The sequence below is a fragment of the Vreelandella sp. DA03-1M genome (assembly GCF_055725665.1).
The window spans coordinates 4079537-4095432 of sequence record NZ_CM146798.1 but is presented as its reverse complement, the minus strand read 5'-3'; the positions used below and the strand labels follow the sequence as shown (position 1 = coordinate 4095432).

The window sequence follows — 15896 nt, the reverse complement described above, 5'->3', positions numbered from 1 at the left end:
CTAAGACATGTTTTTTGTGGGTTTAAATAGTGTTTATAGATGAATAAGGTAAATAATAGTGCGCTCAAAAACCTCCCGTTCACGCCCTGAGCCTGATGATCAGGCCGCTGAACTAGACCGAACAGATCGGCGTATCCTTAAACTGCTTCAGGACGATGCCATGCTCTCCAATGTGGCACTGGCAGAGCAGGTGAACTTGAGCCCGGCGGCGTGCTTACGCAGGGTGGAAAGGCTCAAGCGGGATGGGGTAATCAGCAGGGTGGTGGCCCATTTAGACCCGGAGCAGCTACAGGCAGGTATGGTGGTGTTGATTGGAGTCGTATTGGATCGCTCGACGCCGGAATCCTTCGCCGCCTTTGAGGAGGCGGCCCAGAAGGTGTCAGGCTGTATGGAGTGCCACGTGGTTACCGGGGAGTTTGACTATTTCATGTTGGTACGCACGCGGGACAGCCAAAGCTTCAACAGGCTGCACGCCGAACAACTGCTCTATCTACCCGGCGTGCGCCAGATCCGCTCGTTTATGGGGCTGCGACAGGTGGTCTCGACCCATAAGGTGCTGGTTTAGTCGTGTGTTAAGGCGAAGAGGAGGGCTCTGGCCGGGTGGCCAGCCAAACGGCAACCAGCATCAGGAGAACGATCACCCCCCAGCGTGTCCAGCCGGGGCCGAGTGACCAAGCAGTGATCAGCGCACTCAACGCTATCATGCTAACAGCCGCCAACTTAGCACGTCGGGGTATGGCGCGTTCTTGTTCCCAGGTAACCAGTAGCGGGCCGACATAGTGACGGGAGCGGATCCAGGCTTCAAAGCGCGGTGAGCCTTTGGAGGCACAGTAAACAGCCATTAGCATAAACACGGTGGTGGGCAGCAGGGGTAGAAAAATGCCTAATACACCGATGCTAAAACTCACCCCTGCCAGCATTACCCACATGAGGCTGATCAGTCTCATTCTTGCTCCCCAATTGGCACACGGTGATGCCTATATTGCCCGTTACGTATGGATAAGTATGGACTTATATGAGGGCTTTGCCACTCGATTCGTTGGCTGCTGAAAGGTGTCTTAAGGCGCCAGGGCAAGCAGGGGCTTGCCGTGGGTGCCGCCCTCAATGTGCTGCAGCTCGGCCGCGTAAATCTTCGCAATGGTCGCGGGGTTGAGCACTTGGTTGGGTAGGCCATGGTCAATACGCTGCCCTTGATTCAGCAGCCATACCCGGTCAGCGTAGGTGCTGGCGAGATTCAGGTCGTGAAGCACGCAAACAATGGCCATGTGGTGCTGCGTGGCCCAGCTGCGTAGTTGGCGCATCAGACGCTGCTGCTGGCCGATATCCAGTGCGCTGGTCGGTTCGTCCAGCAGTAAAATACCGCCCTCCTTGGCAGTGGGAGAACACCTTGAAAGTAGCTGGCAGGCGCCTCGGGCGATCATCACCCGCTGGCGTTCGCCGCCGGAAAGCGAGAGCACGCTGCGCTTGGCGAGGTGGGTTAAGTCCAGGTCATCCAGTAGCGCTCCCACCAGTGATTTGGCTGGGTTACTGCCTAGACTCACCAGCTCATCGGTTTGCCAGTCAAAACCGGGCAACTCTTGCTGGGCGACCAGCGCCCGCCGGTTGGCAAGCTCGGTGATGGGCCATGCGCGCAAGGGTTTGCCATCCAGATGTAGCTCGCCCTGTTCGGCGCTGCGAAAGCCCGACAGCATACTGAGCAGCGTGCTCTTGCCCGCACCGTTGGGGCCAACAATGGCAAGCAGCTCGCCGGGTCGAATCGTGCCGTCTAGTGGGGCGATAGCGGGAGTGTTAGTCAAACCAGCCTGATGGAGCGTTAGCATGCTCGGTTCCTGCGCATCAGTAGGTACAGGAAATAGGGGCCGCCGAGCAGGCTAGTCAGCAGACCCACGGGGATTTCTGCCGGGGCAGCGACGGTGCGAGCTAGCGTATCAGCAACGACCAGCAGCAACGCGCCGCCGAGCATTGAGGCGGGCAGCAGCAGCCGATGGCCAGGTCCTAACCAAAGCCGCAGGCAGTGGGGTACCAGCAGGCCCAAAAAGCCAATGACGCCGGTAAGCGCCACACAGATTCCTACTCCCAATGAGGTCGCGATCACCACCCGGCGTTTTAAATGGCTTGCATCCAGCCCCGCCGCATGCGCAGTCGCTTCGCCTAGCTGGAGCAGGTCGAGTTCACGAGCGCTACGCATTAACAGCCACAGGGCAGCGGCAATCAGTACCAGGGCGAGCGCCGTGGTGCGCCACAGGGCGTTAGTCAGCGTACCCATGCCCCATAAACTAAGCTGGCGTAGCTGCTCATCGCTGGCGATAAAGGCTAAAACCCCGCCGCCAGCCCCGGCTAGGGTGTTGATGGCCAAACCAGCCAGTAGCAGGGTCATGACCGCCGCACTGCCGCCGCCCTGGCGCTTGGCGATACCAAATCCGATCAAACAGACGCACAAAGCCCCCAGAAAGCCTGCCGCGAACTGACCGTAAAGGCTACCTGCGCCGCTGTCTTGAAAGAGCACGATCCACACTGCTACGAAAAGCCCGGCACCACTGGCAAGGCCGAGCAGGGTGGGATCGGCCAGCGGGTTACGAAACAGCCCCTGCATGGCGGCGCCGCTACCGGCAAGCATCGCCCCCACCGCTACACCCAGCAGTAAGCGCGGCAGGCGCAACTGCCACCAAACTTGCACACTGAACGGGTCTTCCTGGCCGCGGAGTACTTCCCAGGGCGAGATACCCAGCGCGCCAGAGGCGGCCGCCCAGACTAAGGCCAGCAACAGCGCAGCGGTTAATCCTGCGAGCACGCGGGTTGTGCGGTTAACTGGAATCAGCATGCGATAGCGGTAGGCATTAAGTAGTGCAATCATGGGCTTATCAGAGCAGTGGCGGTTATGCCTAATAGCGCTTCGACGTCCTGACGCAAGGTGAGCAATTGATCAGGGGCACGAGGGCCAAAGCCCAGCAGCGCTTGGTCGTTAATCACGATAAATTGCCGTGCGCGGCCTGCGGGTGTTAACGCCATGCCGGGCAGTTGCCATAGCGCCGCTTCACCGCCCATTGCCGCCAAGCCCCGTTCCGAGACAACCACAATCTCCGGTGCCTGCCGAGCCAGGGCTTCGGCGCCCACGCTGTGGTAGCCCTGCATCTCGGCGAAGGCATTTGCTAGGCCCACCGCTTCGAGCGCGGTATGCGCTGCCGTGTCGCTGCCTGCCGCCCGGGGTGTTAAGCCGCTATGCTGCATGATAAACATGGCGCGAGTGGGGGGTAGAGCGGGCAGGCTAGCTAGCCGGTCAAGTTTGGCGTTCAACGCATTTGCCAAGGCCTCTGCCGCGTCGCGTCGGTCAGTTACTTGTCCGACGGCGCGGACTTTATCGGCAATCGCATTAAGGGTGGGCAGGGCGCTGATGAGCTCTACGCTGACACCGACAGCCCCCAACTGCTCAAGCACTTCCTTGGGGCCTGCGTGCCCGGCGGCTAACACCTGGTCAGGTTTAACCGACAGGATGCTTTCAGCGGAGAGCTGGCGCAGATAACCCACCGAGGGCAGCGCCGCCATAGCCGTTGGATACACCACCGTGTCATCCCGAGCAATGACATTAATGTCGGCCTCCAGGGCGGCAACGGTTTCAGCGATATCGCCGCCCAGCACCACCCAACGCTCGTCAGCATGGGCCAAAGGTGTGCCAGCCAGTAGCCAGCCCAATACAGCTATCCCCAACAATCGCGTCTTTATATAGTAGGAGGTCATGCCACCGCCTCTTGGCTGCCGAGTTCACCCAGTAGTTGCCGCCACTCGCGACGTTCCACGCGGCCTTCCTGACGCTCCGCGTAAAGTTGCAGCACTAACGAACCTTCGGCATCGAAGGCCTCAATGCTGGTCACGCCGCCGTCGCGGTTGGGTTTGCTGACTTGCCACACTTGGTCGATAGCGGTGTCATTCAGGTGCAGGGTGAACTGCTCGCCAAACAAGTTGAGCCAGCCGCGTGCGCGTTGCGGGGTGGGTAATTTACCGGTGCGGATTTGCACGCAGCCGGGGCTGGCGACAAACAGCATCAACGGCAGCGCGCGGAGGCTGGCGTACTGAAGCGCTGTTTCCAGCGCCTGCACAGGCAGCGAGCGGGTATAGCGGCCTTCCATCAGTTGGTTGGCCTCAATGCGCTCCAGGTGATGACGCTGGAGGAGGGCAAAGAACTGGTGCACGTCGCGCATCGCGCCCCACTCGCTAGCGAGGGTTGGCGCTTCGGGCAGCGGGCGCTTTAGGCGGGGCATGCTCTGGGTAAACGCTGGCGTGTCCCGAGTGCCCAAGGCCGCTAAGGCCCCCCAGGGGCGCGGCAGCGGGTTCTCCAGGGCAAAGCATTTGTGAACGGCACAGCCATGCTGGTTGAATATCTGTAGGCTCCAGCGCCACTGCGCTTCTTCCACGCTGGTGTCAGGCATAGGATCACGAATCAGGCAGGCCCAGTGCCAGTGAGTGTAGAGCAAGCGGAGATCCAGGCCACCTGGGTCGAGTAACAGGCCTGTTTGTGGTCCGCCGCCAAGTTCAGGGTAATCGCCGGTTTGCTCTAACACGGCCAGCCGGGAGCGAGTCAACGCCTTCACCCACCCCAGTTGGGGCAGGTAGGCGGCGACATCGCTGGGCGAGAGCGGCAGCGTCCAAACGTCGCGCCCTAACCGGGCGGCCTGCAGCTCGCCTTCGCTGATCGATAAGCGCTCGGCAATCTCAATCGCAGGTAGCCGCGGCTGCGCGCAGCGTGCCGCGTCAAAGGCTTCGATAATCGCGATCTGTTGGGATGGAATCATGATGCACCTCTATCGGGTTGACTGTATGGATTTACCACTGCCAGTTAAGGGTGGCGAAAAGACTGCGCCCATCGCCCAGACTGCCGTCGGGGCGGTACCATACCTTGTCGCCAACATTGGCAAGGCGCAGCGAGGTATCCACGGCCGGGGTGAGTTGCCAGGCGAGATGCACATCGTGTAGGCCGTAACCGGGAAGGCGCTCGTCATCGCCCTGCTTATCGAAAGATTGGGCAAAGCGTGCTTGCCAGCCCAGGCGGATATCGCTGCTGTACAGCGCCACCTCGCTACCCAGGGTGGCTTCCAGGGGTGTTTGACTGCCTAGGGGCTCGCCAGAATCACGGTCTTTGCCGGAGACTTCCGAAAGACCCACAAAGCTGGTGAGTAGCGGGAAAGCGCTGGGCTGCCAGGTCACCCGGGCGTCATAGCCCCATAGCTGGGCGCGCTGAACGTTCACCGCCTGGGTGGTGCCCGCCATGATGTCGACGTGGGTGTCGATAAAATCGTCGGCGCGGGTGTCGAAGTAGCTGGCACGAACCTGCCAGTCGCCCTGATGCCAGACCACGCCGCTTTCCCAGGTGTGGCTGGATTCAGGCGAGAGGTTGGGATTGGGAATCCAGTAATTGTCCGGCGTGCAGAAGGCTGGCCCGGCGCAGAAACCGGCAAAGTGGCGCTCGTTGGCGTAAAGCTCAGAAAGGCTGGGGGCTCGGAAGGCTTCGGCGTAGCCGGAGACCAGCATCAGGGCATCGTCGGGTCGCCAAGCGAGGCGAAAACGCGGTGACACTTGGTCGTGGACACTATCGGCTTCATTACCGCTGGCGTCGTAACGGTCGTAGCGGGCTCCCAAGCCAATATCAAACTGCCCAGCCCCACCATCGGCTAGATAGCTGCCAGCGGTAAGGGTGGTGTCGAGATAGGCGGCCTGGGTGTCGATATCGGCGTTGGGGAAGCCATTCGCTTCGCCATCTGGCCGTTGGCGTGCTTGCTCCAATTCGGCGCCGAACACCAGTGTTTGCGAGAGCCAGCCGTGATCCATAGTGTGGAAGCCGTCGCTCTGAAGACCGACCCGCTCTAGGGTGCGGTTGGCCTGGGGCTCGTCGATATCCTGCTGACTAAAGGTAAGCTGCGAAGTGACTTCGGTGGCAGCGCTGGGTTGCCAGCGGTGGCCCAACTGGACGTTGTTGCTTTCCACATCGCGGTCATGCAGCGGATTGCTGGCATCGGTGGAAAGCTGCTGTGGGTTGGCGGGCTGGGTGGCGCGTTCGTCGTAGTGCTGCCAGCTCATAAACAGCCGCTGGTCGTCGCTTGGCTCCCAACCACCTTTTAGCAGCAGGCTATTGAGCGTGGCATCCTCTTCGGCTTCATCGCCCCCGGCGCGGCGAATATCGCCGGATTCACTCCGGCCAATTGAAAACAGGCCATCCACCCGGCCATTGGCGGTATCGCGGCGGCCAAAGGCGGTTAGGCTGCCGCGCAGTTCGTCGCTGGCCGTCGCACCGCCTACGGAAAGGCGTACACCACTATCTTTGCCGGGGGCCAGCAGGTCATTGGCATCCACACTGGTGAAACTAACCACGCCGCCCATGGCATTGCTGCCGTAAAGGCTGGAGAGTGCGCCGCGCGCTATCTGTACTTCTTGAATCAAACCAGGGTCGAGGAAGAAGTTGCCGATGTGGCCGGTGGAGATATCCTGGCGAACGCCATCCAAACGTACCAGCACCCCTTTGCTGCCAAAGCCGCGCATACTCAACGTTTGGCCATTTCGGCGCCCTTGACCCGCCACGTGCAGGCCGGGTTGGCGGCTAAGCACGTCTTCGACCCGGCTGGCGGTGGTCAGCACAGCATCATCGCGATCAATAACATCGATAATTAGCGGCGCCTGTGAAAGATCCGTAGGCGCTCGGGTGCCGGTGACCGTCACTGGATTAAGCTCGGCGTCGTCTGCTTGGGCGGCTAGCAGTGGGAGCAGCGTTAAATAGAGGCCACCAAAAGTGCGTGTGTGGTTCATGAGCCAGAGAGTTCCAACAGGGATAAGTAGAAGAGGTCGCTGGCTGGGTGCGATGGGCTACCTGGCTGGCTTTGCTATATAAATTTTTAATTTAATTAGGTGCTTAGATGTTAAGGACGTTAGGCGTTAAGGATTAACTTACCGCTTTTAGTACGTCGCAATACATAGCGGCGCTGTTCATGGTGAATAACCAACTGGCCTGAGCTGCCAAGTAATTCTTGGCTATCCACCTCGCGGGGCGTCGAGGCCGACGTATCTCCCTGACCAGTGCCCTTTGCGGGTAACTGCATGAGAGAGCAACTCCTATGTTAATGATAACTATTAGCGTTAATTTAGCAGAGTTGCAGACATCCCTCAATAGGTTTGGGGAGTAAAGGTGGCTAGCATTCGACCGTTCTTCATCTAAATGCAGGCGCTCCGTCATCTTGCTGTCATTTAGCTTCTTTAGTGTCTCCTAACGTTTAATCGTTGGCCTACAAACGATCAGGGGGAGACCATAATGAGTAAAGAGATCGAAGACCATCGCCTGTTTAACCACAGCGGCAACCAACCTTTTGCCGAAGTATTGGCGCGCCATGTGTCACGGCGCGACGTGATGCGCGGTGGTTTGAGCATGGCGGCTGCCTCAATGCTTAGCTTTGGCGGTGCTGCTCAAGCGCTTGCCTCAAGCGGCGCGCAAAAAACACCCCTGACGCTGGCGTTTGAGGCGATTCATGGGTCACTCACCGATGCCGTGGTGGTGCCGGAAGGTTATGTGGCCCAAGTCTTGGTGCCGTGGGGCACGCCGCTTAACCAAAATGTTACCTGGCAGCCCGAACAGCCGATGACTGCGGAGCGTCAGGCGGAGAGTGTGGGCATGCATCATGACGGTATGGCCGGTTTTTCCCTGGATGCTGACAACGCCTCACGTCGATTTATACTGGCCCTCAATAACGAATATATCGATCAAGATGCACTATGGGCACCTCAGGGCGGCCCCACCAATGCTGAAGCGGGTAAGCGGCCAGCAGAGGAGTCGCGCACCGAAATCAACGCTCACGGTGTCACCGTTGTCGAGGTCGAAAAGGACGCCAGCGGCCAATGGGCGCATGTGCCGGGGTCGCGCTATAACCGCCGCTTCACCAGCGCGACGGTGATGGAGCTTTCCGGGCCCGTGGCAAGCAGTGACTACGTCAAAACGCGCTTTTCGCCTGAGGGCAACCAAACCCGTGGTACCAACAATAACTGTGGTCACGGGGTAACGCCCTGGGGAACCTATATTGCCTGTGAAGAGAACTGGCCAAACGTCTTTGTTCATACTGGCGAGCGCTTCCAGGACGACGCGCGCATCGGTATTCCCACTGAACGCGGCCGCTATGCCTGGGAAACCTCGGCGGGTGACGCTTCAGAGCAGAACGATGAGTTTGCCCGCTTCGATATTACCCCCCGCGGCGAGCGCGCCGAGGATGACTACCGTAACGAAGCGCGTACCTTCGGCTATCAGGTAGAAGTCGATCCTTACAGCGATGCCCTTGCGGTTAAGCGTACGGCACTTGGGCGTTTCCGCCATGAAGGGTGCTGGTTAGGCAAGCTGGAAGCCGGTCAGCCAGTGGTTTACTACTCGGGGCACGATTCCCGAAACGAGTACGTATATAAATACGTCTCCGATGCCGCCTGGGATCCCGCCGATGCCAATCGTCCCGGTGAGCACTATGACCGTCTTGCCATCGGCAGCAAGTATATGGATAACGGCACCCTCTATGTGGCCCGTTTTCACGCCGATGGCAGTGGTAAGTGGCTGCCGCTGACACCTGCTGCGCAATCACAGGACGGCCGAACGCTGGCAGCGGCCTTAGGCCTGGCTGAGGACGATTTAGCCGGTGTGATTATCAATACCTGCGACGCGGCAGACTTAATGGGCGCCACGCCGATGGATCGTCCCGAATGGGCGACCGTTGATCCGGCTTCGGGGGATGTTTACCTCACCTTAACCAACAACACGCAACGCACAGGTGAAGAAACAGCACCGACTTATACCAACGGTGGCGATAGCTTGGAGCAGGTGGGGGTAGGTTACGACTTGGCACCCACTAATGCGGCTAATCCACGTGCCAATAACGAGGCTGGGCACATTATCCGCTGGCGCGAAAGCCGCTTACCGAATGCCTTTACCTGGGAGGTATTTGTGTTTGGCGCGGCGGTTGACGATGCTGATAACCACTCGGGCTTAACCGCAATGAACCAGTTTGCCAGCCCCGATGGGCTTTGGTTTGACGAGCGCGATGATGGTCAGGGCATTCTCTGGATTCAGACCGATAATGGTTATGACGGCATCACGGAGTACACCAACGACCAGCTGCTCGCGGTGGTACCTAATGGTCTTGACGATATCCAGGGTACCGGCCCGGTGATTAACAATAGCAATCAGCAGCAGCTCAAGCGCTTTGCGGTGGGGCCGAACGGCTGTGAAGTCACCGGCATATTTGCCACGCCGGATAAAACCGCGCTGTTTATTAACATTCAGCATCCGGGTAACTGGCCCGCCGATGGTAGCGAGCTTGTGCAAGACGCCACCGTTGCAGCTAATGGTCAAGTACGTCCTCGGGCATCGACCGTTGTGATTCAGAAACGCGACGGCGGGCCGATTGGGGTTTAAAAATACCAAGCGTTCTTAAGGGTTTCATTAAAAGCTTCGACCTCTCCCGGGTTCGAAGCTTTTTAATTCTAGGCTGGGTGAGCCTGACGCTTTTTCTGTCGGGCTTCTAACGCCTGAATGGCATCGACCCTTAATGGCAGCTGGCTAGCCCAGCGAATATCTTCGCGGCTATGACCCATATCCCGCAGTAATTGGTCGTCGCAGGCCAGTAGCGGCACTATATGGCGACGGAAAAGCCAACGCCGCCTGCAGTGCCACCAGCCCATATCGACCGCGCGAATTAGCCTCATCGACGGCATGGCAGGCATGCAAAAATGTAGTTGGGGTGGCTTGGGTGGCGGCGCCAAACGGCTAGCTTTTTCCCAGGCGTGATGGGCATGTTGGGTTGGAACTTCAGACTTCATTGCGCACCTCCATTTCACATCAGCTGTGCAGTCAACGGCGCCAGAACGCCAACTGGGCAGCTGTGATCTGTGATGAATAAGTGGGAGGGTCGCGACCTCTGGTTATCAGCTTGGCGCTTAGCCTTGGATCAATCAAACGAAAAGAACTACGCTGAGGGTTAAGTTTTTCTGAAAGGTGGGCGTGATGAACCAACTGTCGACCATGGCTCCCAGCCGGGCTGCCTTACCGCTACTGGATAGCGAGGTGCTGCGCACCTTTGTGACGATTGCGGAGAGCGGTAGCTTCACCCGCGCCGCCCAGCAGCTATTTCGAACCCCTTCCGCGCTGAGCATGCAGATCAAACGCCTGGAAGAAACGCTCGGGCAAACGCTGTTTGTGCGCGAGGCACGTTACGTACGTTTGACTACCGAAGGTGAGGTCCTCCTGGGCTATGGACGGCGACTGCTTAAACTCAATGCGGAAGCCGTTACCCAATTTTTAGCCCCCACCATAGAAGGACGCGTGGGTTTGGGGATAACTGACGACGTGGTAGGGCGAATTCTGCCCACGGTGTTAGCTCAGTTCGCCCGCTCGCATCCAGCGGTGCAGGTCGATGTGGTGGTTGGGCGCAGCAAAGATTTGCTCGCCCAGCTGGACGAGGGGGAGCTGGATCTGGCCCTGGTGATGAGCTTAGAGCCTGGTCAGGCGGCGCGCGGCGACGTAGTCCATAGCGAACCGTTAGTATGGGCGGGCCGTGAGGATGGGGTTGCCGTTCAGCGAACGCCATTGCCGGTGACCTTGGCCCAACAGGGGTGCGCGTGGCGTAGGATCGCGCTCAACGCCCTTAATCATGCCGGGATTAATTACCGGATCGCTTACTCCTGCGACCACTGCGCCGGGCAGGAAGCCGCTATGCTGGCTGACTTGGCCGTGACGGCCTTCCCAAAAAGCTTGATTCGGCCGCCGCTCAAACGTCTTCATAACGATTCACTTCCACCGCTAGGTGATTATCAAGTGGCGCTGGTGAAGCGTGCAGGCAGTGGCGATGCCAGCGAGGTATTGGCTGAGCGGGTGGTAGAGGCATTTCGGGAGAGTTGAGCCCACGTCATGTCATCTGAAGAGGTTGCCAAGTCGGCTAACGGGGTGCTGCACTTAATTCGCTGTCACTTTCATAAGTTAGATTGGTTTCCCAGCTTTCACTACTAATGGCAATGGCTGCATGAATGCCTGCGCTATCGCCCGCTTTGAAGGCTTTATAGATCGCTTTGTGGTCTTTTAAGGCGGTTTCCGGCAGTGAGCGCATGGAGGTTTCCAGCGCGGCTTCAATTAGTTGCAGTAAGGTTTCACCAACGCGAATGGTCATGGGGTTATGGGTGCTATGCAGAATGGCGCGATGGAAGGCAATGTCATGTTGAGATGTTTGTGCTCCTAAGCGTATGGCTTCTTCCATTGCATCGATACTTTGCTGAATGCGCTGATGATCCTCTGCCGTTGCCCCGCTCATTGCTTGAAGGGTGTAAGCCGGTTCAAACATGCGGCGAAACTCCAGTACATCCTGTGTCATACCTCGCGCCAGGATCATCCCGAACGCCATTGGATCGACGAGCGGTGTGCCGGGTTCGCGGCGAATCATGGTGCCTTGGCCTCGTTTGACTTCGACAATCCCTATCGCCTGCAGCATCTTGATGGCTTCGCGCACACTGGATTTACCAATGCCCAGGGTGTGAGTGAGCTCCGTTTCTGAGGGTAGGTAATCCCCTGGCTTAAGATCGCCTCGTATTAGGGCGCTTTTAATACGCTCTAGCAGCTGCAGCGCAACTGAACTGCGATCCATCGAATCTCCAAAAGAGGTTGTACTGGTCGAGTTAATCTCGGGCTGGCGTTTAAAACTCATGTGGGCCTCGCGTGGCTCATCGGTGTTTTCTGCATTTTATCAATGTCCTAAGCCTAGCGGCTTAAGCCATTCGATTGCATATATTTAAAAGAAATATAGTTATGTTTCATTGGTTGGTGAGTCTGGCTTGCTAACAGGTTGTTCTTTAGTCTAGTCTGAAATCAGACATCTGATGTCTGTTGTTTGTTCAGAAAGATATAAAACACGAGAACCTGAATGACCAAAAAGCACATCGTGGTATTGACCACGGGCGGCACGATTGCCAGCAAGCCCAGTGACTCAGGGCGAAGCCAGTCAGGGGCTTTAAGCGGCGAGCAGTTGCTGGATCAGGTGGCACTGCCGAAGGGCGTCGACGTTACGTTAGAAGTGATATCGATCCTGCAGAAACCCAGCAATGCCGTCACCCTCGCCGATCTTGCTGAACTCCATTATCAAGGGCGGAAAGCATTGTTGCGGGCGGATGTGGACGGTCTGGTCATCACCCACGGTACCGATACCTTGGAAGAGACCGCTTATTTTTTATCGCTCACGCTGCCAGCGGATAAACCTTGTGTCATCACTGGTTCCCAACGGGCGCCTCATCAGTTAGGTACCGACGCCTTTAAAAATATCTGCGATGCCATTGTCGCGGCGGCCAGCCCTCAACTGAGTCAGCTTGGCTGTGTCGTGGTGTTCAACGAGTCACTGTTTGCTGCACGCCATGCCCGCAAGGTGAGCAGTTTCCAGTTGCATGGGTTTGACGCCCCTGGCGCTGGTCCGCTGGGGTATATCGACGGGCAACGGCTAAAGCTTTATCACGCGGCAACCGCGATTGAGCCCGCCATTGAAGGGTGGGCTACCCCGCTGCCTCGGGTCGATCTTTTGCCCGCCTATCTGGATGCCTCGCCAACACTGCTGAACGCCTGCGTGGAGAGTGGGGCGAAGGGGGTGGTGATCGATGGCTTAGGCCGGGGCCATGTGCCACCTAGCTGGATGAACGACATACGAACATTGGTTAGCGCCGGCGTCCCTATCGCGGTCGTAAGTAGTTGCGTTCAAGGACCGGTGAACACCAGCTATGAGTTTAGCGGCAGCCTGGCTGATTTAATGTCTGCTGGGGTGGTCGCGCTCAACGATATCAGCGCACGCAAGGCAAGGCTTGCCCTTGCCTTGCTGCTGAGTAGTACCCCGCGCGAAGCGCTGGGGGATGCGATGGAACGCTTGATGGCGTGAGCGGCCTCTCAACCTTGCTCAATATGCGGTAACAGGAAACTAAAAAAGCAATTCACCATAACTAAATAAGGTGCTGGACATGAAACTAACGCTGACAAAAGCCACTCTCTCCGCTGCTATTGCCGTCGCTTCTCTAAGTGCGGCTCAACTCCATGCGGCCGACTATACCTTCAGCTTCGCCCACGTGTTGATTGAAGAAACGCCGAACGGCCAAGCGGCGCTGCGCTTTAAAGAGGAGGTAGAGGAGAAGTCCGACGGTCGTATTGAGATTAACGTACTGCCCGCTGCTCAAGTGGGGGGCGACGTTGAAATCATTGAGCAGATTCAAATGGGCCTTGTCGATATCGGTATTCCGCCCACGGCTACGCTGGGCAACTTTGAGCCGCGCATGCAGATTTTGGATCTGCCGTTCTTGATTGCCGATTACGACACCATGGTGGAAACCCTGGACGGTGAAGTGGGTCGCGAAATCCTCGACACTCTGAATGGTCATAACATGTATGGCGTCAACTTCTGGGGCGCGGGTTTCCGTCATATCACCAATAACGACCGTCCGATCGAAAACCCCGAGGATATGGAGAATATCCGCATGCGTACCATGCAGGCGCCGATCATCATCTCCACCTATGAAAACCTGGGCGCTAACGCCACCGCAATGGCCTTCACCGAGGTATACAACGGCCTGCAGCAGGGCGTGGTGTCGGGGCAAGAAAACCCACTGGCCAATATCTACACCATGCGTTTCCATGAAGTGCAGGATTATCTCTCGCTGACCAATCACGCTTATCACGCCTATGCGGCGGTAATGAACCAGGATTCCTGGGATTCACTGCCGGAAGATCTGCAAGCGGTCATGCTGGAAGCCTTTGAAAATGGTCGAGACACCTCTCGTGAACTAACGCTGCAGGATGAAGAGACCATCATGGAAGAAATCAAAGACGAGATAGCGATTAACGAACTCACCCCTGAGCAGCGCGACGCCTTTATTGAAGCCAGCATGCCGGTGCACGAAGAGTATGAAGAAATCGTCACTACCGAGTTGCTGCATAAGGTATATGACGCGGTGGGTATCGAGTATTGATCCAGCGGGTCGGCTAAGACCTGGCTCCTCTCTTCTTACCCCTTTCAGGGTGTGGATATCTCATGTTCGAAGCGCTCAACAAATGTCTTGATCGCTTGGAAAGTGTGGCGATGGTCGTTTTCATGTCGATTGCGACCATCCTCACTACCATCCAAGTCGTGTATCGCTACGGCTTTAGCGGTTCGCTATTTTGGGCTGAAGAAGTCGTTATTTACTCCATTATCTGTATGAGTTTTGTAGGCGCCAGTATGGGGGTGCGCCATGGCACGCATATTTCGGTGGATGTGCTGAATGCCATTGCCTCGCCCGCTGTGAACCGCTGGCTGCACATGATCGCAGCACTGAACGGTATCGTGTTCGCTGGCTTTATGACCTATTACGGCTTTGTGCTCTATTTCAGCACGCTGGATCGCGGGCAATTAACCGCTGCACTTCGCCTGCCGATGGCATGGTTCTATCTGCCGATTGGCGTATCCGGTGTGCTACTGGTTCTGCGTTATCTATGGGTCATCACTGAAGTCTGGAAAAAGCCTCCGGTAGGACTCTCCGAAGAGCTTGTAGCCGGTTCGGATAAGCTCATTTAACCCTGGAGAGCGACCATGATTACAGCATTATTACCGATCTTCTTTGCCGTGCTGCTGCTCGGGCTGCCCATCTTTGCTTCCTTGGCACTGGCGGTGTTTCTTGCCATTGAATTCTTTGGCGCCACCAATCCGGTCATCGTGCCGATGCGCATGTTTACCGGCATGAACAACTTTTCGCTGATGGCGATTCCGTTCTTTATTCTGGCGGCGGAGCTGATGCGGATTGGCGGGCTTTCCGACCGGTTGATCAATCTTGCCAAGGCGCTGGTAGGGTGGGTGCCAGGCGGCTTGGCAGCGGCCACGGTGCTGTCTTGTCTCTTCTTTGGGGCTATTTCCGGTTCAAGCCCGGCCACGGTGGTGGCGATTGGCTCGATCATGTTCCCCGCACTTGTCGCTGCTGGCTACGATAAACGCTTTGCGATTGGGCTGATCGCCACCGCCGGAACCTTGGGGCCAATCGTGCCACCGAGCATTGCGTTGATTATCTACGGCTCAGTGACCGGTACTTCGGTAGGGCGGCTATTTGCAGCGGGCCTGCTACCCGCCATTGTGATTGCCTCGATTCTCATCGCCTACTGCATCGTCTTTAGCAGCATCAAAGGCTATGAGCGTGCCCCTTTCCCTTCGCTGCGGCAAATTTTAGTCGCCTTTAAAGATGCTGCCTGGGGCCTTGGGCTGCCGGTGATTCTGCTGGGGGGGATCTACAGTGGTGTCTTTACCCCGACCGAATCGGCGGCGGTGGCCTGCGTATATGGTTTGTTTGTCGGCATGGTGGTCTATCGCACCATTAACGTAATGGAACTGGTGGGAACGTTAAGAAGCTCTGGTTTGATTTCCGCGACACTGCTGCTGATTACAGCGGGTGCCTCTGCTTTCTCTTGGCTGCTTGCGATTACCGGTACGCCCAGCCAGTTGGCAGGCGAGGTGCTGTCGTGGACAGACGATCCGTTTCAGGTCATGGCGCTGTTTAATGTCGTGATGATCGTTGCTGGCTTCTTCCTTGATAGCGCCTCGGCCATCATTGTGCTCTCGCCGTTGCTGCAGCCGATTGCAGCCCAGGTGGGCGTGGATCCGGTGCATTTTGGGGTGATCACGCTGATTAACTTCTCGGTGGGGATGATTACGCCGCCGGTCGGGTTGAACCTGTTCGTCGCCATGGCGATATCCAAGATGTCGCTGCAGGAAGTGTTTAAGGCCTGCCTGCCGCTGATTGGTTTGATGCTGATCGCGCTGATTATTATTACTTACGTTCCATGGCTAAGCACTTGGCTGCCCTCGCTGATTTATTAATTAATTGCTTGAATACGTTAATCA

The 15896-nt window shown here is 57.3% G+C and carries 15 protein-coding genes and 1 pseudogene; 7 read left to right on the top strand and 9 right to left on the bottom strand.

Features of this window, described 5'->3' with window-relative positions:
* Nucleotides 1-58 precede the first annotated feature (58 nt).
* Nucleotides 59-565: an Lrp/AsnC family transcriptional regulator gene (locus ACXUPB_RS19145; RefSeq protein WP_035560710.1), complete on the top strand. Its 507-nt coding sequence runs from the start codon at nucleotides 59-61 to the stop codon at nucleotides 563-565.
* Nucleotides 566-572: 7 nt separating this feature from the next.
* Here ACXUPB_RS19145 and ACXUPB_RS19140 read toward each other — a convergent pair whose 3' ends face one another.
* From ACXUPB_RS19140 to hemP, 7 genes and pseudogenes are all read right to left on the bottom strand, one after another.
* Nucleotides 573-947: a YbaN family protein gene (locus tag ACXUPB_RS19140; RefSeq protein WP_035560713.1), complete on the bottom strand. Its 375-nt coding sequence runs from the start codon at nucleotides 945-947 to the stop codon at nucleotides 573-575.
* Nucleotides 948-1058: 111 nt separating this feature from the next.
* A pseudogene (locus ACXUPB_RS19135) lies at nucleotides 1059-1760 on the bottom strand (ATP-binding cassette domain-containing protein); the annotation flags it as partial.
* A 53-nt stretch (nucleotides 1761-1813) separates the two neighbouring features.
* Complete coding sequence (locus ACXUPB_RS19130) at nucleotides 1814-2854, bottom strand: FecCD family ABC transporter permease (RefSeq protein WP_082072538.1); 1041 nt, start codon at nucleotides 2852-2854, stop codon at nucleotides 1814-1816.
* Nucleotides 2851-3735, bottom strand: a complete 885-nt coding sequence (locus ACXUPB_RS19125) for a heme/hemin ABC transporter substrate-binding protein (protein ID WP_472954064.1) — start codon at nucleotides 3733-3735, stop codon at nucleotides 2851-2853. The genes ACXUPB_RS19130 and ACXUPB_RS19125 overlap by 4 nt, the downstream gene beginning before the upstream one ends.
* On the bottom strand, nucleotides 3732-4787 hold the full coding sequence (locus tag ACXUPB_RS19120) for a ChuX/HutX family heme-like substrate-binding protein (protein WP_045812057.1): 1056 nt from the start codon (nucleotides 4785-4787) through the stop codon (nucleotides 3732-3734). Before ACXUPB_RS19120 ends, ACXUPB_RS19125 begins: the two co-directional genes overlap by 4 nt.
* 31 nt (nucleotides 4788-4818) lie before the next feature.
* Nucleotides 4819-6792 carry a TonB-dependent receptor domain-containing protein gene (locus tag ACXUPB_RS19115; protein ID WP_472954062.1) on the bottom strand — a complete coding sequence of 658 codons (1974 nt, stop codon included), beginning with the start codon at nucleotides 6790-6792 and terminating at the stop codon, nucleotides 4819-4821.
* Between the two features lie 119 nt (nucleotides 6793-6911).
* Nucleotides 6912-7082 (bottom strand): hemin uptake protein HemP, encoded by a 171-nt coding sequence (hemP, locus tag ACXUPB_RS19110; RefSeq protein ID WP_082072539.1) that lies wholly within the window; start codon nucleotides 7080-7082, stop codon nucleotides 6912-6914.
* Nucleotides 7083-7291: 209 nt separating this feature from the next.
* Here hemP and ACXUPB_RS19105 point away from each other — a divergent pair, with 209 nt between their 5' ends.
* Entirely contained in the window at nucleotides 7292-9427 is a 2136-nt protein-coding gene (locus ACXUPB_RS19105) for a PhoX family protein (protein ID WP_472954060.1), read from the top strand.
* A 68-nt stretch (nucleotides 9428-9495) separates the two neighbouring features.
* Here ACXUPB_RS19105 and ACXUPB_RS19100 read toward each other — a convergent pair whose 3' ends face one another.
* Nucleotides 9496-9831 carry a hypothetical protein gene (locus tag ACXUPB_RS19100; RefSeq protein WP_035560725.1) on the bottom strand — a complete coding sequence of 112 codons (336 nt, stop codon included), beginning with the start codon at nucleotides 9829-9831 and terminating at the stop codon, nucleotides 9496-9498.
* Between the two features lie 184 nt (nucleotides 9832-10015).
* Between ACXUPB_RS19100 and ACXUPB_RS19095 the strand changes: the two genes are divergently transcribed.
* The gene (locus tag ACXUPB_RS19095) at nucleotides 10016-10909 is read left to right on the top strand and encodes a LysR substrate-binding domain-containing protein (protein ID WP_035560727.1); all 894 of its coding nucleotides are present in this window, start codon (nucleotides 10016-10018) and stop codon (nucleotides 10907-10909) included.
* A 37-nt stretch (nucleotides 10910-10946) separates the two neighbouring features.
* Here the strand turns inward: ACXUPB_RS19095 and ACXUPB_RS19090 are convergent, their stop codons facing one another.
* Nucleotides 10947-11645 (bottom strand): FadR/GntR family transcriptional regulator, encoded by a 699-nt coding sequence (locus tag ACXUPB_RS19090; RefSeq protein ID WP_235272493.1) that lies wholly within the window; start codon nucleotides 11643-11645, stop codon nucleotides 10947-10949.
* Nucleotides 11646-11921: 276 nt separating this feature from the next.
* Here ACXUPB_RS19090 and ACXUPB_RS19085 point away from each other — a divergent pair, with 276 nt between their 5' ends.
* The 4 genes from ACXUPB_RS19085 to ACXUPB_RS19070 all read left to right on the top strand — a co-directional run bounded on the left by ACXUPB_RS19085 (nucleotide 11922) and on the right by ACXUPB_RS19070 (nucleotide 15872).
* Complete coding sequence (locus tag ACXUPB_RS19085) at nucleotides 11922-12917, top strand: asparaginase (RefSeq protein WP_035560732.1); 996 nt, start codon at nucleotides 11922-11924, stop codon at nucleotides 12915-12917.
* Between the two features lie 79 nt (nucleotides 12918-12996).
* Entirely contained in the window at nucleotides 12997-13998 is a 1002-nt protein-coding gene (locus tag ACXUPB_RS19080) for a TRAP transporter substrate-binding protein (protein ID WP_035560735.1), read from the top strand.
* A 62-nt stretch (nucleotides 13999-14060) separates the two neighbouring features.
* Nucleotides 14061-14582: a TRAP transporter small permease gene (locus ACXUPB_RS19075; protein ID WP_472954058.1), complete on the top strand. Its 522-nt coding sequence runs from the start codon at nucleotides 14061-14063 to the stop codon at nucleotides 14580-14582.
* A 15-nt stretch (nucleotides 14583-14597) separates the two neighbouring features.
* On the top strand, nucleotides 14598-15872 hold the full coding sequence (locus ACXUPB_RS19070; protein WP_035560741.1) for a TRAP transporter large permease: 1275 nt from the start codon (nucleotides 14598-14600) through the stop codon (nucleotides 15870-15872).
* The last annotated feature ends 24 nt before the right edge of the window (nucleotides 15873-15896 follow it).